Genomic DNA, 23,695 nt, shown 5'->3' on the forward strand with positions numbered 1-23,695 from the left:
CCGCAGAAGTGCGGGGCCCTTTTTGCTACTTGGTATCAGAAGCGGAGATCAGAAGCCGAAGAGGTGGAAGGCGCTGGAATAGGCGGCAAAGAGCGCCGCGTTCATCAGCAGCGTGGCCACCAGCATCAGCGCCCCGGCCCGAAACTGCCGCCCGCGATGCAGCATGCCAGCCAGCGCCGAAAGCAGCACCGAAACAAGCAGCGACACCGTCAGCGCCGTGATGGCCTGCTTCTCATGCACCGCCACATCCCGGCTGCCCGGCTCCATCAGGTAGAGAACCACGCCGGCAAGTGCCGCGATGAAAAAGATCGCCTTCCACTGAAAGGGCATCCGGTAGACTTGCCACCATGGCCGCTTACGTGTTGATCCGTCGAGATTGTAATATGCTTCGCTCAAGTGCTCTTTCCTCAGGTAGAAATGGACCGAGACACTTGTTACGGTTGGCAGGATTACTGCTTCGCGTGGGGAAATCCAGAGAAACCCGGCGATCCCGGCGTGAAAAGCGGCAGAAAGTTTACGTAACGACAGATTTTGCACAGAAGGTAGGCAAAGCGGAGGTTTCGACGTGGCTGGTGGATGGGCCAAAGACGGGGCGGTGAGCGAGCAGATCGAAGCCTCGATCAGCGATGAGTTGCAGCGCATGCGTGCCCGGAGCGGGCCGCAGGGCGAGAGCCTGACCCATTGCGCCGAATGCGAAGAGCCGATCCCCGAAAAGCGCCGCGCGGCCATTCCGGGGGTAAAGCTCTGCATCGACTGCCAGCAGGAGCGCGACGGGCAGTTCAAGGCGCGGGGCGGCATCAACCGGCGCGGCTCCAAGGACAGCCAACTGAAGTAGGGGGCTTGCAGGCGGGCCACAATACTTGCGCCAGTCACATAATCGGCCTACCGCTTGCGCCATGGCCGAACTTTCCGAAAACCTGCGTGGCGCGGTGCTGATGACCGCTTCGATGGCGGCCTTCACCATCAACGACACCTTCGTCAAATCGCTGTCTGACGACTTGCCGCTGATGCAAACGGTGTTCTTGCGCGGGCTTGCGGTGACGCCGCTTTTGGGGCTGCTCGCGTGGTGGCGGGGGGCGTTGCGGTTTCGGCTCAGCCGTGGCGACGGGTGGCTGCTGGTGCTGCGCAGCCTGAGCGAAATTTTCGCCGCGCTGTTCTTCCTCACCGCGCTCTACAACATGCCGCTGGCCAACGCGACGGCGATCCTGCAGGCCGCGCCGCTGATGGTGACTCTGGCGGGCGCACTGTTTTTTGGCGAGGCCATAGGAATTTGGCGGATGTCGGCGATTCTGGTGGGCTTCCTCGGGGTGCTGCTGATCGTGCAGCCGGGCGGCGAGGGTTTTACCAGCTATTCGATCTGGGCCTTGGCGGCGGTGGTGGCCGTGGTGGCGCGTGACGTGCTGACCCGCAAGATGAGCGGCGCGCTGCACTCACTGACCGTGGCCACGGTTACCGGCTTTTCAGTGGGCACGGCGGCGGGGATTGCGGCCTTGTTCGAGCCTTGGGCCCCGGTCTCTGCCAGCAATGCGCTGGCCCTCGGCGGATCGGTGATTTCGATCCTGTTTGCCTACCTCTTTTCGGTCACAGCCGTGCGGGTGGGCGACATGGGCTTCGTTGCGCCCTTCCGCTACACCGGCCTGCTCTGGGCGCTGGTGCTGGGCCTGCTGGCCTTTGGCGACTTCCCCGGCCCGCTCACGCTTGCGGGCTCGGCCATCGTCATCGCCGCCGGGCTCTTTACCTACCTGCGCGAGCGGAGGCTTGCGATTCGGCGGCGTGAAATTTCGCGAGCGCCTCCTCGGTGATCCCGAAATTCTTCGACAGCGCCCGGGCCACCGCGCCTTCGATAGGCACCATCTCTTCGAAGTCCTTCTTTTTGAAGGGGGTGCCGTTGGTGGAGTTCAGCCCGCGCACGAACATGTCTTCGCTGGTGTAGGTGAGCGTCGTCATCTGCCGCCAGATCGTATCGTGCCGAAAGTGGACAACCGTCTTGTCGATATGCGGGCGGATGTAAACGCCGAGCGCGGGAGTCCAGTATTGCCGCTGCTGGGCGCAGGCGCGGATGCCCTCTTCGTCGATGCAGACGGTATAGCCCTGGTTGAAATCCACGGCGAACTTGTGCTCGCGTTTCATCACCTCATGCCCGTCATCGAAGGCCTCGCGGAAGCGCTCGACGAAGCGGTAGCTCACGCCGTCATCGTCATCGAGCCGGAACTGCCCGCAAACGCCGCCCTTAGGGTCGATATGCTCCTGCATCGCCTTGAGACAGGCCTCGCGGTGGTTGAGCGGCTCGTATTGCACCAGCCGGGCCTGCGGCAATGTAGCGAGCATATCCTTGAGGCGCTCGTCATAGGCCTTGGGCAGCTGGTTGCCGGCAAGCACGACGAACTTGAAGTCCTCGTCGGTTTGCAGCCGAAGGCCGGGCAGGGTGAAGGTTTCGAAGTAGCGAAACCGCTCTTCCAGCCGTTCTTCGCCGTAGAGAAAGTCTATCCGGTGCTGGATGGTTTCATGCTCGCGCCGGAACCCCCCGTAACAGGGGTAGGAGAACCGGCAGAGTCCGAGAATCTGTACGATGTTACTGGTCCTTGATCTTATGAGCGCTGCCCCGGCGGCAGGCTAGGGGGCGGGCAGCGGTGTGGCAAGGGTGCGGGTACGGCGCCGCGTATATCCCCAGAGCCGCTCATGCAAGGCGGGCAGGTGTTGACAGGCACCGCGACTCCCCCTATACGCCGCGCACACGGGACACCCGGGGCCTGCCCCAGTTGTGTCTGCGTATCAAAATCGAAGTGGCCACGATCCAGGCAGGAAGTGCCTCGATCCTCTGAGATTCCACCGCGTCGTTTCCGAGTTTGGAAACGGGAGCGGTATTTGCGTTTGGCATTCCGCCACTCGCGCAAGACCTGAACCGGCGCCGGGCGGTGCACAGCCCGCGCCTTAGATGAACGAACGAGCGAGACGGGGAAAACCGGAATGCCGACGATCCAACAGCTGATCCGCAAGCCGCGGCAGCCCAAAGTCAAACGATCCAAGTCGATGCACCTTGAAGGGTGCCCGCAGAAGCGTGGTGTCTGCACCCGCGTCTACACCACCACGCCGAAGAAGCCGAACTCGGCCATGCGGAAGGTTGCCAAGGTGCGCCTGACCAATGGTTTCGAGGTCATCAGCTACATCCCCGGTGAAAGTCACAACCTTCAGGAGCACTCCGTGGTTCTGATCCGTGGCGGCCGTGTGAAAGACCTTCCCGGCGTTCGCTATCACATCCTGCGCGGGGTGCTCGACACCCAGGGCGTCAAAGACCGCAAGCAGCGCCGTTCGAAGTACGGCGCCAAGCGTCCGAAGTAAGAGGAATTTGCAATGTCCCGTCGTCACGCTGCCGAGAAGCGCGAAGTCCTGCCCGACGCCAAATACGGCGATAAGGTTCTGACGAAATTCATGAACAACCTGATGGTTGACGGCAAGAAATCCGTCGCCGAGCGCATCGTTTACAACGCGCTGGACCGGGTTGAGACCAAGCTGAAGCGCGCGCCCATCGAGGTGTTCGAAGAGGCCCTCGACAACATCAAGCCGTCGGTTGAGGTTCGTTCCCGCCGGGTTGGTGGTGCCACCTATCAGGTGCCCGTCGAAGTGCGCCCCGAGCGCCGCGAAGCTCTCGCGATCCGCTGGCTCATCACCGCTTCGCGCGCCCGCAACGAGAACACCATGGAGGAGCGTCTGGCCGGTGAGCTGATCGACGCTGTTCAATCTCGTGGCACCGCCGTGAAGAAGCGTGAAGACACCCACAAGATGGCCGATGCCAACAAGGCATTCAGCCACTACCGCTGGTAACCCAAGACTCACACCTGAGGACACACTCCAATGGCCCGCGACTACCCCCTCGACCGATACCGCAACTTCGGCATCATGGCGCACATCGACGCCGGCAAGACCACTTGCTCCGAGCGGATCCTGTTCTACACCGGCAAAAGCCACAACATCGGTGAGGTGCACGATGGTGCAGCCACGATGGACTGGATGGAGCAGGAGCAGGAACGCGGGATCACCATCACCTCGGCTGCGACCACCACCTTCTGGGAGCGCACCGAGAACGGCACCGAGCCCGACTCCGAAAAGCACCGCCTGAACATCATCGACACCCCCGGCCACGTTGACTTCACCATCGAAGTCGAGCGTTCGCTGGCCGTGCTCGACGGTGCCGTTTGTGTGCTCGACGCCAACGCCGGTGTGGAGCCCCAGACCGAAACCGTGTGGCGTCAGGCTGACCGCTACAAGGTTCCGCGGATGGTGTTCGTCAACAAGATGGACAAGATCGGCGCTGACTTCTTCAACTGCGTGCGCATGATCGAAGACCGCACCGGCGCCCGCGCCGTGCCGGTTGGCATTCCGATCGGGGCCGAGAACGAGCTCGAAGGTCTGATCGACCTCGTGACCATGGAAGAGTGGCTGTGGCAGGGCGAAGATCTGGGTGCATCCTGGATCAAGGCCCCGATCCGCGACAGCCTCAAGGACATGGCCGACGAGTGGCGTGGCAAGATGATCGAGGCTGCCGTCGAAGAAGACGACGACGCCATGATGGAATACCTCGAAGGCAACGAGCCCGACATCGCAACCCTGCGCGCCCTGCTGCGCAAGGGCACCCTCGCGCTGCACTTCGTGCCGGTGCTGGGCGGCTCCGCCTTCAAGAACAAGGGTGTTCAGCCCCTGCTCAACGCCGTGATCGACTACCTGCCGAGCCCGCTCGACGTGGTCGACTACATGGGCTTTGCGCCGGACGATGAGACCGAAACCCGCGACATCGCGCGCCGCGCGGATGACGACATGCCCTTCGCCGGCCTCGCGTTCAAAATCATGAACGACCCCTTCGTCGGCTCGCTCACCTTTACCCGGATCTACTCGGGCAAGATGAACAAGGGTGACAGCATCCTGAACTCGACCAAGGGCAAGAAAGAGCGCATCGGTCGGATGATGATGATGCACTCGAACAACCGCGAAGAGATCGAAGAGGCATTTGCCGGCGACATCATCGCGCTGGCCGGTCTGAAAGACACCACCACGGGTGACACGCTCTGTGCCGCCAACGCACCGGTGGTTCTGGAAACCATGACCTTCCCCGATCCGGTCATCGAGATCGCCGTTGAGCCCAAGACGAAGGCCGACCAGGAGAAGATGTCTCAGGGTCTTGCCCGTCTGGCCGCTGAAGACCCGTCCTTCCGCGTGGAAACTGACCTCGAGAGCGGTCAGACCATCATGAAGGGCATGGGCGAACTTCACCTCGACATCCTCGTTGACCGCCTCAAGCGCGAATTCAAGGTTGAGGCCAACATCGGTGCCCCCCAGGTGGCTTACCGCGAGACCATCGGTCACGAGGTCGAGCACACCTACACCCACAAGAAGCAGTCGGGTGGTTCGGGTCAGTTCGCCGAAGTCAAAATGGTCATCTCGCCAACCGAGCCGGGCGAAGGCTACTCCTTCGAGTCCAAGATCGTTGGCGGTGCGGTGCCGAAGGAATACATCCCCGGCGTCGAAAAGGGCATCAAGTCGGTCATGGACTCCGGTCCGCTGGCAGGCTTCCCGGTGATCGACTTCAAGGTTGCGCTGATCGACGGTAAGTTCCACGATGTTGACTCCAGCGTTCTGGCCTTCGAAATCGCCGCCCGCATGGGCATGCGCGAAGGCATGAAGAAAGCCGGCGCCAAGCTGCTCGAGCCGATCATGAAGGTCGAAGTGATCACGCCGGAAGAATACACCGGCAACATCATCGGTGATCTCACCTCCCGTCGCGGTCAGGTGCAGGGTCAGGAGAACCGTGGCAACGCGATCGCCATCGACGCCTTCGTGCCGCTGGCCAACATGTTCGGCTACATCAACAACCTGCGCTCCATGTCCTCGGGCCGGGCGAACTTCACCATGTTGTTCGACCACTACGAGCCGGTGCCGCAGAACATCAGCGAAGAAATCCAGGCGAAATTCGCGTAAGCGACCGCCCCCAGAGACAAGGAGGCCATCATGGCTAAGGAAAAGTTTGAACGTAACAAGCCGCACGTGAACATCGGCACGATCGGTCACGTTGACCACGGCAAGACGACGCTGACGGCTGCGATCACCAAGTATTTCGGCGACTTCAAAGCCTACGACCAGATCGACGGCGCGCCGGAAGAGAAGGCCCGCGGGATCACCATCTCGACGGCGCACGTGGAGTATGAGACCGAGGCGCGTCACTACGCCCACGTCGACTGCCCCGGCCACGCCGACTACGTGAAGAACATGATCACCGGTGCCGCCCAGATGGACGGCGCGATCCTGGTGGTGAACGCCGCTGACGGCCCCATGCCCCAGACCCGCGAGCACATCCTGCTCGGCCGTCAGGTTGGCATCCCGGCCATGGTCGTGTTCATGAACAAGGTCGACCAGGTGGACGACGAGGAGCTTCTGGAGCTCGTCGAGATGGAAGTGCGTGAGCTTCTGTCGTCCTACGACTTCCCCGGCGACGATATCCCGATCATCGCGGGTTCGGCTCTGGCGGCGATGGAGGGCAACAAGCCCGAGATCGGCGAAGAGAAGATCAAGGAGCTGATGGCTGCCGTTGACGAGTACATCCCGACGCCCGAGCGCGCCGTGGACCAGCCGTTCCTGATGCCGGTCGAGGACGTGTTCTCGATCTCCGGTCGCGGTACGGTTGTGACCGGTCGTGTCGAGCGCGGCGTGATCAACGTGGGCGACGAAATCGAGATCGTCGGCATCAAGGACACCCAGAAGACGACCTGCACGGGCGTGGAAATGTTCCGCAAGCTGCTGGATCGTGGTGAAGCTGGCGACAACATCGGTGCGCTGCTGCGTGGTATCGACCGTGAAGCCGTTGAGCGGGGCCAGGTGCTCTGCAAGCCGGGTTCGGTGACGCCGCACACGAAGTTCGAAGCCGAAGCCTACATCCTCACCAAAGAGGAAGGTGGCCGTCACACCCCGTTCTTCGCCAACTACCGCCCGCAGTTCTACTTCCGCACGACGGACGTGACCGGGACGGTGACCCTGAAAGAGGGCACCGAGATGGTGATGCCGGGCGACAACGTGTCGTTCACGGTTGAGCTGATCGCCCCGATCGCCATGGAAGACGGCCTGCGCTTCGCCATCCGCGAAGGCGGCCGCACCGTCGGCGCCGGCGTGGTCTCCAAGATCATCGAGTAAGGCGCGTTTGCACGCAAACGCGCCTGGTGGCGGCAGTCGGTTTTCAGTGAAAGCCGATGAGAGCCACTCAGTCGAGAAAGAGCGCCGGCGGGTACAACCGCCGGCAACATTGAAACCGGTTCGAAGAGGGGCGGCCTCAATCGCCCCTCCTCTCAATCGTAAAGGAACGCAAAAATGGCCATTCAAAGCCAAAATATCCGGATCCGCCTGAAGGCGTTCGATTACCGCGTGCTGGACGCCAGCACTCAGGAAATCGTTGCGACCGCCAAGCGGACCGGCGCGCAGGTGCGCGGGCCCATCCCGCTGCCGAACAAGATCGAGAAGTTCACCGTTCTGCGCGGCCCGCACATCGACAAGAAGAGCCGTGACCAGTGGGAGATCCGTACCCACAAGCGTCTGCTCGACATCATTGACCCCACCCCCCAGACCGTGGACGCGCTCATGAAGCTCGACCTCGCTGCGGGCGTGGACGTTCAGATTTCGGTCTAAGGGAGGGCATTGGTATGTTGCGCTCTGGAGTGATCGCAAAGAAGGTCGGCATGACCCGGCTTTTCATGGAAGACGGCAAGCAGATTCCGGTGACGGTTCTGCAGCTTGACGCATTGCAGGTGGTGGCCAAGCGCACCGCCGAGACCGACGGCTACTCTGCTGTTCAGCTCGGCGCTGGCTCGGCCAAGGCCAAGCGGACCTCCGCGCCGATGCGCGGTGTGTTCACGGCGGCCAAGGTTGCGCCCAAGCGCAAGCTCGCCGAGTTCCGCGTGGACCCCGAGAACCTGATCGAAGTGGGCGAGGAAATCACCGCCGACCACTACTTTGAAGGTCAGTTCGTGGACGTCTCCGGCACCTCGATCGGTAAAGGCTTTGCCGGTGCGATGAAGCGGCACAACTTCGGGGGCCTGCGCGCCACCCACGGTGTGTCGATCTCTCACCGTTCGCACGGCTCCACCGGCCAGTGTCAGGATCCGGGCCGCGTGTTCAAAGGCAAGAAGATGGCCGGTCACATGGGTGCCGCCCGCGTGACCACGCAGAACCTGCAGGTTGTCCGCACCGACAGCGACCGTGGCCTTATCATGGTCAAAGGCGCGGTGCCGGGCTCCAAGGGTGGCTGGGTGACGATCAAGGATGCGGTGAAGAAGCCGTTCCCCGAGAACGCCATTCTGCCTGCTGCTCTGAAGTCCGCCGCCGAGGAAGCCGCGAAGGCCGCTGAAGAAGCCGCTGCCGCCGCTGCTGCCGAAGCCGAGGCCGAAGAGAAGCGCCTGGCCGAAGAGGCCGCCGCCGCTGAAGCCGCCGCGCTGCAAGAGGCAGAGGCTTCGATTGACGCCGACAAGGCCGAAGAGGGCGACGCCCCCGCGGCCGAAGAGAAGAAGGATGGCGACGAATGAAACTCGACGTGATCAAACTCGACGGCGGCAAAGCCGGGTCGGTCGATCTGGGCGAAGAGGTCTTTGGCCTCGAGCCCCGCGCCGACATCCTGCACCGCGTCGTCCGTTGGCAGCGCAACAAAGCGCAGGCCGGCACGCACAAGGTGAAGACCCGTTCGGAAACGAGCTACTCCACCAAGAAGATCTATCGCCAGAAGGGCACCGGCGGCGCACGCCACGGTGACCGCAACGCGCCGATCTTCCGCAAGGGTGGTATCTACAAGGGTCCGACCCCGCGCAGCCACGGCCACGATCTTCCCAAGAAGATCCGCGCCCTCGGCCTGAAGCACGCCCTGAGCGCCAAGGCGCAAGAGGGCAAGCTGGTGATCCTGGAAGACGCCAACATGGCCGAAGCCAAGACCGGTCAGCTGGCCAAGCAGTTCAAAGAGCTGGGCTGGAAGAAGGCGCTGGTGATCGACGGAGCCGAGGTGAACGAGAACTTCCTCCGCGCCTCCGCCAACATCGACGGTCTGGACGTGCTGCCCTCCATGGGTGCCAACGTCTATGACATCTTGAAGCGTGATACCCTCGTTCTGACGAAGGCGGGTGTCGAAGCTCTGGAGGCTCGACTGAAATGAGTGCCAAGGCAGAACATTACGACGTGATCGTGAAGCCCGTCATCACCGAGAAGGCCACCATGGCCTCCGAGGCGAACGGCGTGGTTTTCGAGGTCGCCATTGACGCCAACAAGCCGCAGATCAAGGAGGCCGTCGAAAGCCTCTTCGGTGTGAAGGTGAAGGCCGTGAACACGACCATCACCAAGGGCAAGACCAAGCGCTTCCGCGGCCAGCCTGGCAAGCGCAAGGACGTCAAGAAGGCCTATGTGACCCTCGAAGAGGGCAACACGATCGACGTGTCCACCGGGCTCTGATCCGGCTGGTGGGTTAGCCCCCGCCGTATGAATTTGAAAAGGCCCTGCCAAGCGCGGGGCCTTTTTTGTTGCGCGGTGCGCGGCCTGTATTTTCACAAAGTTTACGTAAGGTCGCCCAATTCTGGTGGCAGGTTGAGGCCTGTTACGTAGAGAATTTTGTCTGTGCTGGAGGTTTGAACCATGGAATATTTGCGCAGGGAGCCGATCAAGGGCAAGCCAAGCAAGGTAGCCACGGCGGTGACCAACCAGACGATTGAAGAGCTGCTGGCCGAGGAGGCTGCGGCGCGGGCTGCGGCAGAGGCGGCAGCGGCAGCGGCAGCGGAGCCGGAGGTGGCGCCCGCCGCCCCGATCACCCCAAAGCGCCCGCCGATGCCCGGCCCCAGTGCCAGCCAGCGACCGCCGGCTGAAGAGGCGAGCCCCGCCCCTGTCGAGACCATACCAGCGCCACGCCGGTCGCTTCTCAAGCGGTTGCTCGGCGGCTGACCTTGCCGGGCTGCGGCGAGGGTGAGACCGGCGAAGCCCAAGCTATCACGCATCAATGCCGGGCCGTGAGCCGGGCGCCTGTGGTGTTGCACCGGACAGAGACTTCTTGCCGGTTTTCAACCTCGCGGGCCGTTCTTGACCGCGCATGACATCACCGGTGGCCGCAGCGCGGGGGATACCCGCGCGCGGCCCTCGCTTTGCCGTGCCCTCAGGCAGCGGAGGGCAGGGGGGCTTCCGCAGGTTCCGGCGGGTTGAGCGCGTCGAAGATCCGGCGGTAGAGCGGCGAGGTCATGAAGTCGCCGTAGGCGCGGTTGAGCACGTCCATCAAACCTTCCACTTGAGCCTCGCCGGTTTTGCCGGGGGCCTGGACGACGCGGGTGAAGAGCAGATCTTCGGTTTCCGGGGTGATCCCGTGGCGGCGCACGATCTGGTCGATCGTGTCGCGTTGGCGTTGCTCGCGCGACATATCCCAATGGCGCATGAAACGCGCGTAATGGGGCACGAAGCGCGGGTTGGATAGCGCGAGGGTGGAAATGAGCGGCTCGCAGAAATGGCAGGTTTCGCTCTCATACATCCCGTCGAAGAGCGAGAAGGCCATCATCCGTTCCACTTCCAGCAGCCAGGCCTCAAGCCGCGCGTGCAGGTCACGCGTGCGGGCGAGGCGCTTCCAGATGGCGAGGCTGTGGGGGCTGGCCCAAGGATCGAAGGCGCTATCCTCTTCGCGCCAGGCCCCGTCGGTGGGATCGAGGGCAAAGTAATAGTGGTTGGCGGCGTCCAATGCGCGATGCAGAACCGGAAGCGCGGCTTCGAGGTCGTCCATCAGGCGGAAGGCCTGCGTGCGCGGCCAAAAGCCGGATTGGCGAATACCCACGACGAACTGATGTTTACCCGCGTCCTCAATGGTCCGGATCGTCATAAAAGCGGCCCCTCTGCCTATGGTTGTTCCCTTCGACCGGGAGATTAGGCGACAGAGACGGGCCAGAATAAGGCGGGTTGCCGGAAAATGATTGGCAAAGCCCGCGCATGGCAGGCGAATATGCCCTTGCGGGCCTTGACCGGCTGAGGCCCCGCCCTTAAAGGGAAGCATCCGCAAGAGCCCCGGATTCGTCCGGGGCTTCGCTTTTGGTCGGTTGCGACCAGTGCGGAGCACATCCCGGGCACCTACGGGGGCCTTAAACATCAGGGCAGCGCAAGCCGCCCGCACAGAAAACGGAAGACAGTTAACATGGCACTCAAGTCGTATAAGCCGACGACGCCGGGCCAGCGTGGGCTGGTGCTGATCGACCGTTCGGAGCTGTGGAAAGGACGTCCGGTCAAATCCCTCACCGAGGGTCTGACCAAGAAGGGCGGCCGGAACAACACCGGACGGATTACCGCGCGTCGTCGTGGTGGTGGCGCGAAGCGTCTCTACCGCATCGTTGATTTCAAGCGTAAGAAAATGGACGTTCCGGCGACCGTTGAGCGCATTGAATACGACCCCAACCGCACCGCCTTCATCGCCCTGATCCGATATCAGGATGGTGAGCAGGCCTACATCCTCGCCCCCCAGCGCCTCGCCGTTGGTGACACGGTTGTCTCTTCGGCCAAGGCCGACGTGAAGCCGGGCAACGCGATGCAGTTCATTGGCATGCCGATCGGTACGATCATTCACAACATTGAGCTGAAGCCCGGCAAGGGCGGCCAGATCGCACGCGCCGCGGGCACCTATGCCCAGTTTGTTGGCCGTGACGGTGGCTACGCGCAGGTGCGCCTCAGCTCCGGCGAGCTTCGTCTGGTGCGTCAGGAATGCATGGCCACGGTTGGCGCGGTGAGCAACCCCGACAACTCGAACCAGAACCTCGGCAAGGCTGGCCGCGTCCGTCACATGGGCAAGCGCCCCTCTGTTCGCGGCGTTGCGATGAACCCGATCGACCACCCGCATGGTGGTGGTGAAGGCCGCACCTCCGGTGGCCGGACCCCGGTTACTCCGTGGGGCAAGGACACCAAGGGTCGCCGCACCCGTGACAAGAACAAGGCGTCGCAGAAGCTGATCATCCGCTCGCGTCACGCCAGGAAGAAGGGTCGCTAACACATGTCGCGTTCTGTTTGGAAAGGCCCGTTTGTTGACAGCTATGTCCTCAAGAAGGCCGAAAAATCCCGCGAATCGGGTCGCAACGAGGTCATCAAGATCTGGTCGCGCCGCTCCACCATCCTGCCCCAGTTCGTGGGGCTCACCTTTGGCGTCTACAACGGCAAGAAGCATATCCCGGTGAACGTTTCCGAGGACATGATTGGCCAGAAGTTCGGTGAATATTCGCCGACTCGTACCTACTACGGCCACGCCGCAGACAAGAAAGCGAAGAGGAAGTAACCATGGGCAAGGACAAGAATCCCCGCCGCGTGGAAGACAACGAGGCACTGGCCAAGGCCCGCATGCTTCGCACCTCGCCGCAAAAGCTGAACCTCGTCGCTGCGATGATCCGTGGCAAGAAGGTCGAGAAGGCTCTGGCCGATCTCACCTTCTCCAAGAAGCGGATCGCCGTGGACGTGAAGAAATGCCTTCAGTCCGCCATCGCCAACGCCGAGAACAACCACAACCTGGACGTCGACGAGCTGATCGTCGCTGAGGCCTGGGTCGGCAAGAACCTGACGATGAAGCGCGGTCGCCCGCGTGCCCGTGGCCGTTTTGGCCGCATCGTCAAGCCGTTTGCCGAGCTGACCATCAAGGTCCGCCAGATCGAGGAGCAAGCCTGATGGGTAACAAGGTCAATCCGATCGGTATGCGGCTTCAGGTGAACCGCACCTGGGACAGCCGCTGGTATGCCGATACCAAGGACTACGGCAACCTTCTGCTCGAAGACATCGCGATCCGCGAGTTCATCGAGGAAGAGTGCAAGCAGGCCGGCGTCAGCCGTGTGATCATCGAGCGCCCGCACCGCAAGTGCCGGGTGACGGTCCACACCGCGCGCCCCGGCGTGATCATCGGCAAGAAAGGCGCTGACATCGAAGGTCTGCGCCGCAAGCTGGCGAACATGACCGACAGCGAGCTGCACCTCAACATCGTTGAAGTGCGCAAGCCCGAGCTGGACGCCGCCCTGGTGGCCGAAAGCATCGCGCAGCAGCTCGAGCGCCGGGTGTCGTTCCGCCGCGCCATGAAGCGCTCGGTGCAGAACGCCATGCGCATGGGTGCCCTTGGCATCCGGGTCAACGTCGCGGGCCGCCTTGGCGGTGCCGAGATCGCCCGGACCGAGTGGTATCGCGAGGGCCGCGTTCCCCTGCACACCCTGCGGGCCGACATCGACTATGCACACGCCGAAGGCTCCACGCCCTACGGCATCATCGGCATCAAGGTTTGGATCTTCAAAGGCGAGATCATGGAGCACGACCCGTCGGCTCGCGATCGTAAAGCCCAAGAGCTCCAGGAAGGCGGAGGCCCGCGCCCCCGCCGTGACCGGTAAGGAGTTGGAATAATGCTGCAACCAAAACGCACGAAATTCCGCAAGATGCACAAGGGCCGCATCCGCGGCGAGGCGAAGGGCGGGTCTGACCTGAACTTCGGCACCTTCGGCCTGAAAGCGGTGGAGCCCGAGCGCATCACCGCCCGTCAGATCGAGGCTGCACGCCGTGCCATGACGCGCCACATGAAGCGTCAGGGCCGCGTCTGGATCCGGATCTTCCCCGATCTGCCCGTCACCTCCAAGCCGGTCGAAGTCCGGATGGGTAAAGGTAAGGGCTCGGTGGATTTCTGGGCCGCCAAGGTGAAGCCCGGCCGCGTGATGTTCGAGATCGACGGCGTGTCCGAGGAGATCGCCCGCGAGGCGCTCCGCCTGGCCGCGATGAAGCTGCCGATCAAGACCCGCACCGTGGTCCGCGAAGACTGGTGATCGGGTGGTGGGCAGATTGCCCACCCTACGAGATTGAAGTCCCCGCTGGAGTGATCCGGCGGGGGTTTCCGTTTTTTGGGAGAGTGAGCGATGAAGACTGTCGATACGGTCAAATGGGTGGCGACGGCCATTCAACTCGTCGGCTACGGCCTGACGGGGCTAAATGTGGTGCCGTGGAACGTTTTTGCCTTCTTCGTCGGAATCCTGCTGTGGTTTGCCGTGGGTGTCATGTGGAAGGACCGGGCGATCATGGTCGTCCACGTCGGCGCGTTCATCTCGCTTTTCGTGGGCTATCTGAACTCGGGGGCACCGGCTTGATGCCCAGCTCATCGACTCTGGGGCTTACCGCGACCAGCAGTTGAGACCTACCTATTGGCGGTGCGTATAGATCGGCCGCGTTGGCATTCCATGGCGCGAGGATTGCGTCGGCCTCGCGCCGATTATCACAACGTCCGCATCCCGCGCTCCATCAGCTCCCGCATGAAACGCTGATACTTCACCCCGCGCTTCTCTGCCTCGGCGCGGATGGCGGCGAGTTGGCTTTCGGGCATCCGCATGGTGACGCGGGCGGATTTGTCTTCGAACTCGTAAGCTGCGGGTTCGGCGGCTCCCCAGTCGAACTCCGACAGGTCGGCTTCTTCCACGAAGGCTTCCGCCGCCGCGTCACTCGGGAGGCTTGGCCATGGCTTCTTTTGCGTCTTCATAGCGTCGTATCTCCTTGGCGTGCATGTAGCGCGCGTTGATCGGGCGGAGCCACAGGGCGCCGTCTTTCTCCCGGTGCATGTAGACCAAGAACACGTGGCGGCCTTCCGGCGTTTGCCCGGCGGTCCGAAAGCGCGGCTCTCCGGGAAACGGATCAGGGATGCGGAGGGTCATGGTGCGGAGCACATGCTCGATCTCCGCCTGAGACACACCGTGCTTTCCGCACTTCGGCCAATTCCCGGCATCCCAATCAACCCCGGCGATTTTCATGGGCTATATATGCACGTTTGTATGTACAAAATCAAGGTCGGCGGGCACTGCCTGTTCGTGCCTCAATCGCTCCATTGGAGTGAGTGTCGCGCGGGGCGCGGGCTGGCCCTCACTCCCACCGATAATTGAAACTCACCGACACCCGCTCTTCCTCGGCCATGTTCATCGGCACCTCATGCCGGAGCCAGGACTCCCATAGCAGCACGTCGCCCACGGCCGGGGCGACCGAGACGAAGCGTTTCAGTTCTTCGCGGCAGTGCTTGCGGCGCATGGGCGCGGCCATCATGCGGGCGGAGCGCGGGTCTTCCAGTTTCAGCGCCGAGGTGCCTTCGGGCATCGACACGTAGGTGGTGCCCGAGATTACCGCGTGGGGGTGGATGTGGGAGCCGTGGGTGCCGCCTTCGGGCAGGATGTTGATCCAGAGGTCTTCGAGCACCAGCGCCCGTCCGTCGAGGTCGAACTGGAGGTCTTCGGTGAAGGCGGCGACGTGGGCGTCGAGGTTCTTGGCGAGCGCCTTGAAGATCGGGAAGCGCCAGGGGAGGTCGGAGAGGGAGGCGTATGAGGTGTAGCCGGGATACCCGTTTTCCTCGCACCATTCCTGCCCGGCCTCGTCATCCTCGGCGATGGTGAAGCAGCTGGCTTCCAGCTCCTGCGGGTCGACGGCGGGCTTTTGCTCCGACAGGGCGGCGCGGTAGAGGCGGGTCACGAAGAGAGATGAGATCTGGGCCATGATCCGGACGTAGCGCATGGGCGCCGCCAAGGCCAGAACGCGCGTTGCAGCGGATTGGCGCGCGCGGACAGGATTTCTTCAGACAAGCGGCGCTCTGGGCTTATAATCTGGGCAAACATGCATATGTACGAATGTATCAGCTCTATGACCGAAAAGGCGTAAGATCATGTCGAACGACACCACACTGAAGAACCTGAATACCGCGCTCCAGATGGAAATGACGGCGGCGCACCAGTATCAGTTGCACGCCCATCTGCTCGACGACTGGGGGCTCGATCTGCTGGCGGCCCAGATGCGCGAGGAATTTGCAGAAGAGCTTGGCCATTCCGACCGTTTCCTCGCCCGGATCTTCGAACTCGGCGGCGCACCTGAGATGGGCTTTGCCGAAACTCCGAAGGTTGCAAGCTCCCTGCAGGACATGTTCAGCTCCGATCTGAAGGACGAGCGCGATGCCATCGCGTTTTATACCGAGGCCGCCCGCGCCGCATGGGACGCCGGCGATCTGGCCAGCAAGGCACTCTTCGAAGAGATCGCGATTGACGAGGTGGGCCACCAGAACTGGCTCGATCTGCAACTCGGCCTGATGGAACGACTCGGGCTGCAGGCCTACACCACCAAGTTCGTTTCCGGTGGCCTCGACTCCGGGGCCGAATGAGCCTATCCGGTGCGCGTGCCCCCGCTGCGGTGCGCGCACCGGGAAAAACCCCTTGCCACACTTCCGATTCCCCCCTATAGGGCGGCCTTCACCATGTGAACTCCATCGGAAACGGGGTCACCCACAAGGGGCCCGCCGGTGACTGTTGAAAAAGGAAGATGGCGATGAACGCCCAGGAACTGCGTGACAAGACGCCGGATCAGCTCCGCGATGCTCTTGTCGACCTCAAGAAAGAAGCCTTCAACCTGCGTTTCCAGCAGGCCGGTGGCTCCATCGAGAACACCGCCCGCATGCGCACCGTCCGTCGTGACGTGGCCCGTGTGAAGACGATCCTCAACGAAAAAGCCAAGGCGGAGGCGTAAGACGATGCCCAAACGTATCCTCACCGGCGTCGTGACCAGCGACCAGAACGAACAGACCGTGACCGTCCTCGTCGAGCGCCGCTTCAAGCACCCGCTGCTGCACAAGACTGTGCGGAAATCCAAAAAGTATCGCGCTCACGATGAAGCCAACAGCTTCAAGGTGGGCGATCAGGTTCGCATTCAGGAATGTGCGCCGAAATCGAAGACGAAACGCTGGGAGGTTCTGACGGCCTGAGGCCAACAGACCTTTCGGTTTGAGCGAAACCCTGGGGGAGCTAACGAGAACAGCCCCCATAGGTCGGGAGAAACCTAAATGATCCAGATGCAGACCAATCTGGATGTAGCTGACAACTCCGGCGCGCGCCGGGTTCAGTGCATCAAGGTCCTGGGTGGTTCCAAGCGTAAATACGCTTCGGTGGGCGACATCATTGTCGTCTCCGTCAAGGAAGCCATCCCGCGCGGTCGCGTGAAGAAGGGTGACGTGCGTAAAGCCGTCGTCGTTCGCACCGCCAAGGAAGTTCGCCGCGAAGACGGCACCGCGATCCGTTTTGATCGCAACGCCGCCGTCATCCTCAACAACAACAACGAGCCTGTCGGGACCCGTATCTTCGGCCCAGTCGTTCGCGAGCTTCGCTCGAAGAACTTCATGAAGATCATCTCGCTCGCCCCGGAGGTGCTGTAAGATGGCTGCGAAACTGAAGAAGGGTGACACGGTTATCGTGCTCACCGGCAAGGACAAGGGCAAGACCGGCGATATCGTCTCGGTCGACCCGAAGGCCGGCAAGGCCGTGGTGGAAGGGCTGAACATGGCCATCCGTCACCAGCGCCAGAGCCAGAACGCCCAGGGCGGCCGCGTGCCGCAGGCGATGCCCATCGACCTCTCCAACCTCGCCTACGTGGATGCCAACGGCAAACCCACCCGCGTTGGCTTCAAGGTTGAAGACGGCAAGAAGGTGCGCGTTGCCAAGACCACGGGAGACGTGATCGATGCTTGATGCTGCCAACTACACCCCCCGTCTCAAGACGCATTTCGACGAGACCGTTCGCGCCGCTCTGAAAGAAGAGTTCGGCTACAAGAACGACATGCAGATCCCGCGTCTGGACAAGATCGTGCTCAACATCGGCTGTGGTGCCGAAGCCGTGCGCGACAGCAAGAAGGCCAAGTCGGCCCAGGAAGACCTGACCAAGATCGCCGGCCAGCAGGCCATGGTGACCACGGCCAAGAAATCCATCGCCGGCTTCCGGGTGCGTGAAGAGATGCCGCTGGGTGCCAAGGTGACCCTGCGCGGCGAGCGGATGTATGAATTCCTCGACCGTCTCATCACCATCGCCATGCCCCGCATCCGCGACTTCCGCGGCATCTCGGGCAAAAGCTTCGATGGCCGTGGCAACTACGCCATGGGCCTGAAAGAGCACATCGTCTTCCCCGAGATCGAGTTCGACAAGGTCGACGAAGTCTGGGGCATGGACATCATCATTTGCACCACCGCGGCAACCGACGCGGAAGCAAAGGCACTGTTGACCCAGTTCAACATGCCCTTCACCAGCTGAGGACACCGACCATGGCAAAGAAAGCAATGATCGAACGCGAGAAGAAGCGTCAGAAGCTGGTGGAGCAATATGCCGCCAAGCGTGCTGCGCTGAAAGAGATCGCCAATGACGAGAGCAAGCCGATGGAAGAGCGCTTCAAGGCGCGCCTGAAGCTGGCCAAGCTGCCGCGCAACTCGTCGCCCACCCGCCTTCACAACCGCTGCCAGCTCACTGGCCGTCCGAAGGCGTATTACCGCAAACTCAAGATGTCTCGTATCATGCTGCGCGAGCTGGCCTCCAACGGTCAGATCCCCGGCATGGTCAAGTCGTCCTGGTAAGGGAGGTTATTTGAGATGAACGATCCTCTCGGCGATATGCTCACCCGTATCCGCAACGCGCAGATGCGTGGCAAGTCCACCGTCCGCACGCCCGCCTCCAAGCTCCGCGCCTGGGTTCTCGATGTGCTGGCCGACGAAGGCTACATCCGCGGCTACGAGCCCGTGGAAGGCACCGCACATCCGGAAATCGAGATCAGCCTGAAGTACTACGAAGGCACCCCGGTGATCCGCGACCTCAAGCGCGTGTCGAAGCCCGGCCGTCGCGTCTACATGGGCGTGAACGACATTCCGCAGGTCCGTCAGGGCCTTGGCGTGTCGATCGTGTCCACTTCGCGCGGCGTCATGTCCGATGCAGCAGCCCGCTCCGCCAATGTTGGCGGTGAGGTGCTCTGCACTGTCTTCTAAGGAGATTTCGCAATGTCTCGTATTGGTAAACGACCGGTCGAGCTGCCCAGCGGTGTCTCCGCTGCCATCTCCGGCCAAACCATCGAAGTGAAGGGCCCCAAGGGTGCCCGCAGCTTCACCGCCACCGACGACGTCACGCTCGCCGTTGAAGAGAATGCCGTTTCGGTCACCCCGCGCGGCACCTCCAAGCGGGCCCGCCAGCAGTGGGGCATGAGCCGCACCATGGTGGCCAACCTTGTTGCGGGCGTCACCGACGGCTTCAAGAAGGAGCTGGAGATCAACGGCGTGGGTTACCGGGCACAGATGCAGGGCAACACCCTGAAGCTGTCGCTGGGCTACTCGCACGAAGTGAACTTCGACGTGCCCGAAGGCGTGACCGTCACCTGCCCCAAGCAGACCGAGATCATCGTCGAAGGCGCAGATCAGCAACTCGTCGGCCAGGTCGCGGCCAACATCCGCGAATGGCGCAAGCCGGAGCCCTACAAGGGCAAGGGCATCAAATACAAAGACGAGTACATCTTCCGCAAGGAAGGCAAGAGGTAAGGACCGGACACATGGCAAACACCAAACGCCAACTGTTCCAGAAGCGCCGCATGCGCGTTCGGAGCAAGCTTCGCAAGGTGAACGCGGGCCGCGCACGGCTCTCCGTCCACCGCAGCAACAAGAACATCAGCGTGCAGCTGATCGACGACCTGCAGGGCGTCACCCTCGCCTCCGCCTCCTCGCTGGAGAAGGATCTGGGCGTGGTCGGCAAGAACAACGTGGAGGCCGCCACCAAGGTGGGCGCCGCGATTGCCGAGCGGGCCAAGAAGGCCGGCGTGGAAGAGGCCTATTTCGACCGGGGCGGTTTTCTGTTCCACGGTCGGGTGAAGGCGCTCGCCGATGCTGCCCGTGAGGGTGGTCTGAAGATCTGACGATTGAAGGGGGCTGCCCGCGCGGCCCCCTCGATGATCCGGGGCGCAGCTGTTGCGCCACTTGGATTGAAACAACCGGCGCACCGCGCGCCACCTGAGAAAAGGACGCCATGAATGGCTGAACGTGACAACAACCGCCGGGGTGGCAACCGCCGCGACCGCGACGAGACCCCCGAATTCGCCGATCGCCTCGTGGCGATCAACCGCGTGTCCAAGACCGTTAAGGGCGGTAAGCGCTTCGGCTTCGCCGCGCTCGTCGTCGTTGGCGACCAGAAGGGCCGCGTGGGCTTCGGCAAGGGCAAGGCCAAAGAGGTGCCTGAGGCAATCCGCAAGGCCACCGAGCAAGCCAAGCGCCAGATGATCCGCGTGCCGCTGCGCGAAGGCCGCACCCTGCACCACGACCAGGAAGGTCGCCACGGTGCCGGCAAGGTCGTGATGCGCACCGCCCCGACCGGTACCGGGATCATCGCAGGTGGTCCGATGCGTGCCGTCTTCGAGATGCTGGGCATTCAGGACGTGGTCGCCAAGTCGATCGGTTCGCAAAACCCCTACAACATGATCCGCGCCACGCTGGACGGTCTCACCAAGGAAAGCAGCCCCCGGATGGTCGCGCAGCGTCGCGGCAAGAAGGTGGCCGACATCCTCAAGAAGCCTGAAGATGCCGCCGCGCCCGCCGCTGACGAAGCTGCGGAAGCCTGAGGAGACTGAGAATGGCCAAAACCATCGTCGTCAAGCAGATCGGCTCCCCGATCCGCCGCCCCGCCAAGCAGCGCGAAACGCTGATCGGCCTCGGGCTGAACAAGATGCACAAAACCCGCGAGCTTGAGGATTCCCCGAGCATTCGCGGCATGGTCGCCAAGATTCCGCACCTCGTCGAGATCATCGAAGAGCGCGGCTAAGCGATCGGGCGGATCATCCGCCGAAAGAGTTGAGGCACCCCGGTTCGAAAGAGCCGGGGTGTTTTCGTTTTCAGGCCGCTGTAGGGTGGGTGAAAACCCAACAACAAAACGAGCAGCCCCATGATCCGCGCAGCCCTTCCGCTTCTCCTTCTCCTCACCGCCTGCAAATACCGTGATGCCGAGGCGGTGATGAATTACCCTGACCAGTATCTCTGCAAGCTGGAGGGCGGGTATGAGCGCACCGAGAATGCCTCTGAGCGGCGGGCGGTGGAGGGTGAAATCGCGCGGCGCGGGCTGGAGTGTTACCAGGGCGTGGTGAAGACGGACTCTCCGCTGTTTCGCTAGGCCGGGTGGCGGGCAGATTGCCCACCCTACGGGGTAGGTGAGCAGCCCTGCGTTTTCTGCATCGCGGCAATGCGATTTCAACTGTGGTTATTCCTTGGGCATCAGGCGTATCTGGCCGCCTGAAACGTGACCATTCTGGAGACTCACATGACCCGCCTTTTCGCCTTCGTCTCGCTGCTCTCGCGCGGCATCAAGGCCGAACCCTGCCCCCATTGGGCTGACTACCTGCGCCAAACGCGCCGCTGATTTCTGCCGGGGCGGCCAGAATCGCCTGCGCCTTACGGAATTGTCATTTGCCGCGGGGTAATGCGCCCTATCTCCTTTCCTATCAACAGGAGAGGACAGCCATGACACAGACCAGACGCACCTTTCTGGCCACCGCCGCAGCAAGCGCCGGGGCCATCACCATCCTGCCCTATGCCGCCCGCGCCGAGGCCCACGGTGGCGACATGTTCGAAACCGATGGCGGCAGCATCACCATCCATCCGGTCGATCACGCCAGCTTTGTGATGGAGACGCCTGCGGGCACCATCTATGTCGATCCGGTGGGCGACGCGGCGGCCTATGCCGACTTTCCCAAGCCCGATCTGATCCTCGTCACCCATGAGCACGGCGACCACTTCAACGCCGAGACCCTTGCGGCGCTGAAGGGCGAGGCACATCTCATCACCAACCCTGCGGTGGCCGAGAAGCTTGCCGATATGGCGCCGGAAGAGGTGCTGGCCAATGGTGACAGCACCGAGTGGAACGGCGTCGCGATTGATGCGATCCCGGCCTACAACACCACCGAGGAGCGGCTGAACTTTCACCCGCAGGGGCGTGACAACGGCTATGTGCTGACCATCGACGGCTTCCGCACCTATATTTCGGGCGACACCGAAGACATCCCCGAGATGCGCGCGCTGGAAGACATCGACCTCGCCTTCGTCTGCATGAACCTGCCCTTCACCATGACGGCACAGGCGGCGGCGAGTGCGGTGAAGGAGTTCGCCCCGAGCTACGTCTATCCCTACCACTACCGGGGCCGGGATGGTGGCACGCAGGATCCCGAGGCCTTTGCCGCGATGGTGGCCGATACCGCCGAAGTGAAGTTTGGCAATTGGTATGACGAGATGGAAACCTGACTCGCAGCCAAACCCAAAAGTAAAAAGGCCCCGGAGCGATCTCCGGGGCCTTGTTTTTTCAGGAGGCTGCGCGGTTGCCGCCACCACCCTTGGAGCGGCGCGGCCTGCGGCGCTTCTGCCCGCCGGGCTTGGGCGCTGCCGCTGCGGGGCGGGCGGCCTTCTGGCCACCACCGCCGCCGCCGCCACCGCGACGCCGACCACCACCGCCACCGGGCTTGCCACGGCCACCGCCGCCGCCACGGGTTGGGCGCTTGACCGGCTCCCATGCCTCGCCGGAGGCCACGGGGATGCTCTTGCCCATCACCTTCTGCACATCCTTCAGCTCGCCCATCTCCTCGGCGGAGACATAGGCGATGGCGGTGCCGTCACGGCCCGCGCGGGCGGTGCGCCCGATGCGGTGCACGTAGTTGTCGGGCACGTTTGGCATGTCGTAGTTGTAGACATAGCGCACCTCGGGGATGTCGATGCCGCGCGCAGCCACATCAGTGGCCACCAGCACCATCAGCTCGCCTTCACGGAAGCCTGAAAGCGCCCGGTCGCGTTGGCCCTGGCTCTTGTTGCCGTGAATCGAGCCTGCGGCAAAGCCAGCCTTCTCAAGATTTTTCTTGATCCGCTCCGCGCCGTGCTTGGTGCGCGAAAACACCAGCGCCGCCTCTTTGGGGTGCTTGGCGAGGTGCTCGATGAGCAGCGATTGCTTGTCGCCCTGATCGACGAAGTGCAGGCACTGGTCGATCTTGTCGGCGGGCTTGCCTGCTGGTGCGGTTTCAATCTTCACCGGGTCGGTCAAGTAAGAGGTCGAGAGCTCTTCCATCAGTTTCGGCATGGTGGCCGAGAACAGCATGGTCTGCCGGTCTTTCGGCAGCAGTGGCGCGATCTGGCGCAGGGCATGGATGAAGCCCATGTCGAGCATTTGGTCGGCCTCGTCGAGCACGAGGAAGCGGGCCTTGTCGAGCCGCACGGCCTTGCGCTCGAGCAGGTCGATCAACCGGCCTGGGGTGGCCACCAGCAGGTCGGTGCCTCGGCCCAGCTTCTGCATCTGCGGGTTGATGGAAACACCGCCAACCACGAGGTTGGTGCGCAGCTGCGTGCCCTTGGCGTAGCCCTGCAGGTTCTCGACGATCTGCTTGGCGAGTTCGCGGGTGGGGGCAAGGATGAGGCCGCGCACGGCCTTCGGGTCGGGCTTGCCTTCGATCCGCAGCAGGGCGGAAACGATGGGCAGGCCGAAGGCGGCGGTTTTGCCGGTGCCGGTCTGGGCAAGGCCCATCACGTCACGCCCGTTCATGGCGTGGGGGATGGCCTTGGTCTGGATCGGCGTCGGCTTGGTGATGTTCATTTCGGCCAGGTTGGCCAGGAGTTTGGGCGGAAGGCCCAGCATGTCGAAATCCAAAGGATCGTCCTTTTCGGGCGAGCGGCAGAGGCCACCCGCAAATAGCGGGCGCGGCCCATCGCGGGCAGCGCGTCACAGTTGGGTTGCGCGCAAAGCACCACATCGGGGCCGGATTGCCCTCATGCTTGCCTTGGCGTCTGACCCCCCGCGTGATCTGGGAACCAATTTTTTGAAGAAAGTGCCGTGCGGGCCGTTTTGTTAATCGTATCGCCACGCTGCC

General features: G+C 62.7%; 38 protein-coding genes. 31 read left to right on the forward strand and 7 right to left on the reverse strand.

Annotated elements, in window-relative coordinates:
* Positions 1-48: 48 nt before the first annotated feature.
* A complete protein-coding gene (locus tag FHY55_RS02335; RefSeq protein ID WP_140012658.1) occupies positions 49-396 on the reverse strand; it encodes a hypothetical protein in 348 nt (115 codons plus the stop codon).
* Between the two features lie 169 nt (positions 397-565).
* Here FHY55_RS02335 and FHY55_RS02340 point away from each other — a divergent pair, with 169 nt between their 5' ends.
* Together FHY55_RS02340 and FHY55_RS02345 are read left to right on the forward strand one after the other, a co-directional pair.
* Positions 566-835 (forward strand): DksA/TraR family C4-type zinc finger protein, encoded by a 270-nt coding sequence (locus tag FHY55_RS02340; protein WP_140012659.1) that lies wholly within the window; start codon positions 566-568, stop codon positions 833-835.
* Positions 836-896: 61 nt separating this feature from the next.
* The gene (locus FHY55_RS02345) at positions 897-1,802 is read left to right on the forward strand and encodes a DMT family transporter (RefSeq protein WP_140012660.1); all 906 of its coding nucleotides are present in this window, start codon (positions 897-899) and stop codon (positions 1,800-1,802) included.
* Here FHY55_RS02345 and FHY55_RS02350 read toward each other — a convergent pair.
* Entirely contained in the window at positions 1,735-2,592 is an 858-nt protein-coding gene (locus FHY55_RS02350; protein ID WP_140012661.1) for a glycosyltransferase, read from the reverse strand. The two genes, FHY55_RS02345 and FHY55_RS02350, sit on opposite strands and share 68 nt — an antisense overlap.
* A gap of 375 nt (positions 2,593-2,967) precedes the next feature.
* Between FHY55_RS02350 and rpsL the strand changes: the two genes are divergently transcribed.
* The 9 genes from rpsL to FHY55_RS02395 all read left to right on the forward strand — a co-directional run bounded on the left by rpsL (position 2,968) and on the right by FHY55_RS02395 (position 9,951).
* Complete coding sequence (rpsL, locus tag FHY55_RS02355; protein WP_088665025.1) at positions 2,968-3,339, forward strand: 30S ribosomal protein S12; 372 nt, start codon at positions 2,968-2,970, stop codon at positions 3,337-3,339.
* Positions 3,340-3,351: 12 nt separating this feature from the next.
* Positions 3,352-3,822 (forward strand): 30S ribosomal protein S7, encoded by a 471-nt coding sequence (rpsG, locus tag FHY55_RS02360; RefSeq protein ID WP_140012662.1) that lies wholly within the window; start codon positions 3,352-3,354, stop codon positions 3,820-3,822.
* Positions 3,823-3,852: 30 nt separating this feature from the next.
* A complete protein-coding gene (fusA, locus tag FHY55_RS02365) occupies positions 3,853-5,970 on the forward strand; it encodes an elongation factor G (protein ID WP_140012663.1) in 2,118 nt (705 codons plus the stop codon).
* 30 nt (positions 5,971-6,000) lie between these two features.
* A complete protein-coding gene (tuf, locus tag FHY55_RS02370) occupies positions 6,001-7,176 on the forward strand; it encodes an elongation factor Tu (protein ID WP_140012664.1) in 1,176 nt (391 codons plus the stop codon).
* 180 nt (positions 7,177-7,356) lie between these two features.
* The gene (gene rpsJ, locus FHY55_RS02375) at positions 7,357-7,665 is read left to right on the forward strand and encodes a 30S ribosomal protein S10 (protein ID WP_140015970.1); all 309 of its coding nucleotides are present in this window, start codon (positions 7,357-7,359) and stop codon (positions 7,663-7,665) included.
* Positions 7,666-7,679: 14 nt separating this feature from the next.
* Positions 7,680-8,558, forward strand: a complete 879-nt coding sequence (rplC, locus tag FHY55_RS02380) for a 50S ribosomal protein L3 (RefSeq protein ID WP_140012665.1) — start codon at positions 7,680-7,682, stop codon at positions 8,556-8,558.
* A complete protein-coding gene (rplD, locus tag FHY55_RS02385) occupies positions 8,555-9,175 on the forward strand; it encodes a 50S ribosomal protein L4 (protein ID WP_140012666.1) in 621 nt (206 codons plus the stop codon). The genes rplC and rplD overlap by 4 nt, the downstream gene beginning before the upstream one ends.
* Complete coding sequence (locus tag FHY55_RS02390; RefSeq protein ID WP_140012667.1) at positions 9,172-9,468, forward strand: 50S ribosomal protein L23; 297 nt, start codon at positions 9,172-9,174, stop codon at positions 9,466-9,468. The genes rplD and FHY55_RS02390 overlap by 4 nt, the downstream gene beginning before the upstream one ends.
* Before the next feature lie 180 nt (positions 9,469-9,648).
* The gene (locus FHY55_RS02395; protein ID WP_140012668.1) at positions 9,649-9,951 is read left to right on the forward strand and encodes a hypothetical protein; all 303 of its coding nucleotides are present in this window, start codon (positions 9,649-9,651) and stop codon (positions 9,949-9,951) included.
* A gap of 208 nt (positions 9,952-10,159) precedes the next feature.
* Here FHY55_RS02395 and FHY55_RS02400 read toward each other — a convergent pair whose 3' ends face one another.
* On the reverse strand, positions 10,160-10,867 hold the full coding sequence (locus FHY55_RS02400) for a hypothetical protein (protein WP_140012669.1): 708 nt from the start codon (positions 10,865-10,867) through the stop codon (positions 10,160-10,162).
* 309 nt (positions 10,868-11,176) lie between these two features.
* On the opposite strand from FHY55_RS02400, the gene rplB reads away from it, so the two are divergent.
* The 6 genes from rplB (at position 11,177) to FHY55_RS02430 (ending at position 14,132) form a co-directional block, all read left to right on the forward strand.
* Positions 11,177-12,019 (forward strand): 50S ribosomal protein L2, encoded by an 843-nt coding sequence (gene rplB / locus FHY55_RS02405; protein ID WP_140012670.1) that lies wholly within the window; start codon positions 11,177-11,179, stop codon positions 12,017-12,019.
* 3 nt (positions 12,020-12,022) lie between these two features.
* Positions 12,023-12,301 (forward strand): 30S ribosomal protein S19, encoded by a 279-nt coding sequence (rpsS, locus tag FHY55_RS02410; protein ID WP_140012671.1) that lies wholly within the window; start codon positions 12,023-12,025, stop codon positions 12,299-12,301.
* A 2-nt stretch (positions 12,302-12,303) separates the two neighbouring features.
* A complete protein-coding gene (gene rplV / locus FHY55_RS02415; RefSeq protein WP_140012672.1) occupies positions 12,304-12,684 on the forward strand; it encodes a 50S ribosomal protein L22 in 381 nt (126 codons plus the stop codon).
* On the forward strand, positions 12,684-13,388 hold the full coding sequence (gene rpsC, locus FHY55_RS02420) for a 30S ribosomal protein S3 (RefSeq protein WP_140012673.1): 705 nt from the start codon (positions 12,684-12,686) through the stop codon (positions 13,386-13,388). Before rplV ends, rpsC begins: the two co-directional genes overlap by 1 nt.
* A gap of 12 nt (positions 13,389-13,400) precedes the next feature.
* Positions 13,401-13,814 (forward strand): 50S ribosomal protein L16, encoded by a 414-nt coding sequence (gene rplP / locus FHY55_RS02425; RefSeq protein ID WP_140012674.1) that lies wholly within the window; start codon positions 13,401-13,403, stop codon positions 13,812-13,814.
* 90 nt (positions 13,815-13,904) lie between these two features.
* Entirely contained in the window at positions 13,905-14,132 is a 228-nt protein-coding gene (locus FHY55_RS02430; RefSeq protein ID WP_074257803.1) for a DUF6552 family protein, read from the forward strand.
* A 125-nt stretch (positions 14,133-14,257) separates the two neighbouring features.
* On the opposite strand, the gene FHY55_RS02435 is transcribed toward FHY55_RS02430, so the two are convergent.
* The 3 genes from FHY55_RS02435 to FHY55_RS02445 form a co-directional block, all read right to left on the reverse strand.
* Positions 14,258-14,518, reverse strand: coding sequence for a CopG family antitoxin (locus FHY55_RS02435; protein WP_140012675.1), 261 nt, complete (start codon positions 14,516-14,518; stop codon positions 14,258-14,260).
* The gene (locus FHY55_RS02440) at positions 14,478-14,786 is read right to left on the reverse strand and encodes a BrnT family toxin (protein ID WP_140012676.1); all 309 of its coding nucleotides are present in this window, start codon (positions 14,784-14,786) and stop codon (positions 14,478-14,480) included. Before FHY55_RS02440 ends, FHY55_RS02435 begins: the two co-directional genes overlap by 41 nt.
* A 109-nt stretch (positions 14,787-14,895) precedes the next feature.
* Positions 14,896-15,516, reverse strand: a complete 621-nt coding sequence (locus FHY55_RS02445) for a 2OG-Fe(II) oxygenase family protein (protein ID WP_140012677.1) — start codon at positions 15,514-15,516, stop codon at positions 14,896-14,898.
* 166 nt (positions 15,517-15,682) lie between these two features.
* On the opposite strand from FHY55_RS02445, the gene FHY55_RS02450 reads away from it, so the two are divergent.
* From FHY55_RS02450 to FHY55_RS02515, 14 genes are all read left to right on the forward strand, one after another.
* Positions 15,683-16,171, forward strand: coding sequence for a ferritin-like domain-containing protein (locus tag FHY55_RS02450; protein ID WP_140012678.1), 489 nt, complete (start codon positions 15,683-15,685; stop codon positions 16,169-16,171).
* A 164-nt stretch (positions 16,172-16,335) separates the two neighbouring features.
* On the forward strand, positions 16,336-16,533 hold the full coding sequence (gene rpmC, locus FHY55_RS02455) for a 50S ribosomal protein L29 (protein ID WP_140012679.1): 198 nt from the start codon (positions 16,336-16,338) through the stop codon (positions 16,531-16,533).
* Between the two features lie 4 nt (positions 16,534-16,537).
* The gene (rpsQ, locus tag FHY55_RS02460) at positions 16,538-16,768 is read left to right on the forward strand and encodes a 30S ribosomal protein S17 (protein WP_140012680.1); all 231 of its coding nucleotides are present in this window, start codon (positions 16,538-16,540) and stop codon (positions 16,766-16,768) included.
* A gap of 78 nt (positions 16,769-16,846) precedes the next feature.
* On the forward strand, positions 16,847-17,215 hold the full coding sequence (gene rplN, locus FHY55_RS02465; RefSeq protein WP_074257809.1) for a 50S ribosomal protein L14: 369 nt from the start codon (positions 16,847-16,849) through the stop codon (positions 17,213-17,215).
* 1 nt (position 17,216) lies between these two features.
* Positions 17,217-17,528: a 50S ribosomal protein L24 gene (gene rplX, locus FHY55_RS02470; RefSeq protein ID WP_140012681.1), complete on the forward strand. Its 312-nt coding sequence runs from the start codon at positions 17,217-17,219 to the stop codon at positions 17,526-17,528.
* Complete coding sequence (gene rplE / locus FHY55_RS02475) at positions 17,521-18,084, forward strand: 50S ribosomal protein L5 (protein WP_140012682.1); 564 nt, start codon at positions 17,521-17,523, stop codon at positions 18,082-18,084. The genes rplX and rplE overlap by 8 nt, the downstream gene beginning before the upstream one ends.
* 11 nt (positions 18,085-18,095) lie before the next feature.
* Positions 18,096-18,401, forward strand: coding sequence for a 30S ribosomal protein S14 (gene rpsN, locus FHY55_RS02480; RefSeq protein WP_140012683.1), 306 nt, complete (start codon positions 18,096-18,098; stop codon positions 18,399-18,401).
* A 15-nt stretch (positions 18,402-18,416) separates the two neighbouring features.
* On the forward strand, positions 18,417-18,806 hold the full coding sequence (rpsH, locus tag FHY55_RS02485; protein WP_140012684.1) for a 30S ribosomal protein S8: 390 nt from the start codon (positions 18,417-18,419) through the stop codon (positions 18,804-18,806).
* Positions 18,807-18,818: 12 nt separating this feature from the next.
* Positions 18,819-19,349 carry a 50S ribosomal protein L6 gene (gene rplF / locus FHY55_RS02490; RefSeq protein ID WP_140012685.1) on the forward strand — a complete coding sequence of 177 codons (531 nt, stop codon included), beginning with the start codon at positions 18,819-18,821 and terminating at the stop codon, positions 19,347-19,349.
* 11 nt (positions 19,350-19,360) lie between these two features.
* Positions 19,361-19,720: a 50S ribosomal protein L18 gene (rplR, locus tag FHY55_RS02495; protein WP_140012686.1), complete on the forward strand. Its 360-nt coding sequence runs from the start codon at positions 19,361-19,363 to the stop codon at positions 19,718-19,720.
* 114 nt (positions 19,721-19,834) lie between these two features.
* Positions 19,835-20,419: a 30S ribosomal protein S5 gene (rpsE, locus tag FHY55_RS02500; protein ID WP_140012687.1), complete on the forward strand. Its 585-nt coding sequence runs from the start codon at positions 19,835-19,837 to the stop codon at positions 20,417-20,419.
* A gap of 11 nt (positions 20,420-20,430) precedes the next feature.
* Positions 20,431-20,619 carry a 50S ribosomal protein L30 gene (rpmD, locus tag FHY55_RS02505; RefSeq protein ID WP_140012688.1) on the forward strand — a complete coding sequence of 63 codons (189 nt, stop codon included), beginning with the start codon at positions 20,431-20,433 and terminating at the stop codon, positions 20,617-20,619.
* Positions 20,620-20,739: 120 nt separating this feature from the next.
* The gene (locus tag FHY55_RS02510; protein WP_140012689.1) at positions 20,740-20,964 is read left to right on the forward strand and encodes a hypothetical protein; all 225 of its coding nucleotides are present in this window, start codon (positions 20,740-20,742) and stop codon (positions 20,962-20,964) included.
* 347 nt (positions 20,965-21,311) lie between these two features.
* Positions 21,312-22,088 carry an MBL fold metallo-hydrolase gene (locus tag FHY55_RS02515; protein ID WP_140012690.1) on the forward strand — a complete coding sequence of 259 codons (777 nt, stop codon included), beginning with the start codon at positions 21,312-21,314 and terminating at the stop codon, positions 22,086-22,088.
* A gap of 58 nt (positions 22,089-22,146) precedes the next feature.
* Here FHY55_RS02515 and FHY55_RS02520 read toward each other — a convergent pair whose 3' ends face one another.
* On the reverse strand, positions 22,147-23,475 hold the full coding sequence (locus FHY55_RS02520; RefSeq protein WP_254695400.1) for a DEAD/DEAH box helicase: 1,329 nt from the start codon (positions 23,473-23,475) through the stop codon (positions 22,147-22,149).
* Positions 23,476-23,695 lie beyond the last annotated feature (220 nt).

It is taken from the genome of Oceanicola sp. D3 (assembly GCF_006351965.1).
In the GTDB taxonomy this organism is placed as follows: domain Bacteria; phylum Pseudomonadota; class Alphaproteobacteria; order Rhodobacterales; family Rhodobacteraceae; genus Vannielia.

Bases quoted from the DNA above. Each gene is read 5' to 3' on its own strand.
- rplP (WP_140012674.1), top strand. From the start codon at position 13,401: ATGCTGCAACCAAAACGCACGAAATTCCGCAAGATGCACAAGGGCCGC.
- rpsG (WP_140012662.1), top strand. From the start codon at position 3,352: ATGTCCCGTCGTCACGCTGCCGAGAAGCGCGAAGTCCTGCCCGACGCC.
- fusA (WP_140012663.1), top strand. From the start codon at position 3,853: ATGGCCCGCGACTACCCCCTCGACCGATACCGCAACTTCGGCATCATG.
- rpmD (WP_140012688.1), top strand. From the start codon at position 20,431: ATGGCCAAAACCATCGTCGTCAAGCAGATCGGCTCCCCGATCCGCCGC.
- FHY55_RS02515 (WP_140012690.1), top strand. From the start codon at position 21,312: ATGACACAGACCAGACGCACCTTTCTGGCCACCGCCGCAGCAAGCGCC.
- FHY55_RS02390 (WP_140012667.1), top strand. From the start codon at position 9,172: ATGAGTGCCAAGGCAGAACATTACGACGTGATCGTGAAGCCCGTCATC.
- rpsE (WP_140012687.1), top strand. From the start codon at position 19,835: ATGGCTGAACGTGACAACAACCGCCGGGGTGGCAACCGCCGCGACCGC.
- rplC (WP_140012665.1), top strand. From the start codon at position 7,680: ATGTTGCGCTCTGGAGTGATCGCAAAGAAGGTCGGCATGACCCGGCTT.
- FHY55_RS02510 (WP_140012689.1), top strand. From the start codon at position 20,740: ATGATCCGCGCAGCCCTTCCGCTTCTCCTTCTCCTCACCGCCTGCAAA.
- FHY55_RS02445 (WP_140012677.1), bottom strand. From the start codon at position 15,516: ATGGCCCAGATCTCATCTCTCTTCGTGACCCGCCTCTACCGCGCCGCC.
- rpsS (WP_140012671.1), top strand. From the start codon at position 12,023: ATGTCGCGTTCTGTTTGGAAAGGCCCGTTTGTTGACAGCTATGTCCTC.
- rplN (WP_074257809.1), top strand. From the start codon at position 16,847: ATGATCCAGATGCAGACCAATCTGGATGTAGCTGACAACTCCGGCGCG.
- rplE (WP_140012682.1), top strand. From the start codon at position 17,521: ATGCTTGATGCTGCCAACTACACCCCCCGTCTCAAGACGCATTTCGAC.
- rplX (WP_140012681.1), top strand. From the start codon at position 17,217: ATGGCTGCGAAACTGAAGAAGGGTGACACGGTTATCGTGCTCACCGGC.
- rpmC (WP_140012679.1), top strand. From the start codon at position 16,336: ATGAACGCCCAGGAACTGCGTGACAAGACGCCGGATCAGCTCCGCGAT.
- rpsN (WP_140012683.1), top strand. From the start codon at position 18,096: ATGGCAAAGAAAGCAATGATCGAACGCGAGAAGAAGCGTCAGAAGCTG.
- FHY55_RS02430 (WP_074257803.1), top strand. From the start codon at position 13,905: ATGAAGACTGTCGATACGGTCAAATGGGTGGCGACGGCCATTCAACTC.
- rpsH (WP_140012684.1), top strand. From the start codon at position 18,417: ATGAACGATCCTCTCGGCGATATGCTCACCCGTATCCGCAACGCGCAG.
- rplF (WP_140012685.1), top strand. From the start codon at position 18,819: ATGTCTCGTATTGGTAAACGACCGGTCGAGCTGCCCAGCGGTGTCTCC.
- FHY55_RS02395 (WP_140012668.1), top strand. From the start codon at position 9,649: ATGGAATATTTGCGCAGGGAGCCGATCAAGGGCAAGCCAAGCAAGGTA.
- rpsL (WP_088665025.1), top strand. From the start codon at position 2,968: ATGCCGACGATCCAACAGCTGATCCGCAAGCCGCGGCAGCCCAAAGTC.
- FHY55_RS02435 (WP_140012675.1), bottom strand. From the start codon at position 14,518: ATGAAGACGCAAAAGAAGCCATGGCCAAGCCTCCCGAGTGACGCGGCG.
- rpsC (WP_140012673.1), top strand. From the start codon at position 12,684: ATGGGTAACAAGGTCAATCCGATCGGTATGCGGCTTCAGGTGAACCGC.
- rplR (WP_140012686.1), top strand. From the start codon at position 19,361: ATGGCAAACACCAAACGCCAACTGTTCCAGAAGCGCCGCATGCGCGTT.
- rpsQ (WP_140012680.1), top strand. From the start codon at position 16,538: ATGCCCAAACGTATCCTCACCGGCGTCGTGACCAGCGACCAGAACGAA.
- tuf (WP_140012664.1), top strand. From the start codon at position 6,001: ATGGCTAAGGAAAAGTTTGAACGTAACAAGCCGCACGTGAACATCGGC.
- FHY55_RS02400 (WP_140012669.1), bottom strand. From the start codon at position 10,867: ATGACGATCCGGACCATTGAGGACGCGGGTAAACATCAGTTCGTCGTG.
- FHY55_RS02440 (WP_140012676.1), bottom strand. From the start codon at position 14,786: ATGAAAATCGCCGGGGTTGATTGGGATGCCGGGAATTGGCCGAAGTGC.
- rplV (WP_140012672.1), top strand. From the start codon at position 12,304: ATGGGCAAGGACAAGAATCCCCGCCGCGTGGAAGACAACGAGGCACTG.
- rplD (WP_140012666.1), top strand. From the start codon at position 8,555: ATGAAACTCGACGTGATCAAACTCGACGGCGGCAAAGCCGGGTCGGTC.
- FHY55_RS02345 (WP_140012660.1), top strand. From the start codon at position 897: ATGGCCGAACTTTCCGAAAACCTGCGTGGCGCGGTGCTGATGACCGCT.
- FHY55_RS02450 (WP_140012678.1), top strand. From the start codon at position 15,683: ATGTCGAACGACACCACACTGAAGAACCTGAATACCGCGCTCCAGATG.
- rplB (WP_140012670.1), top strand. From the start codon at position 11,177: ATGGCACTCAAGTCGTATAAGCCGACGACGCCGGGCCAGCGTGGGCTG.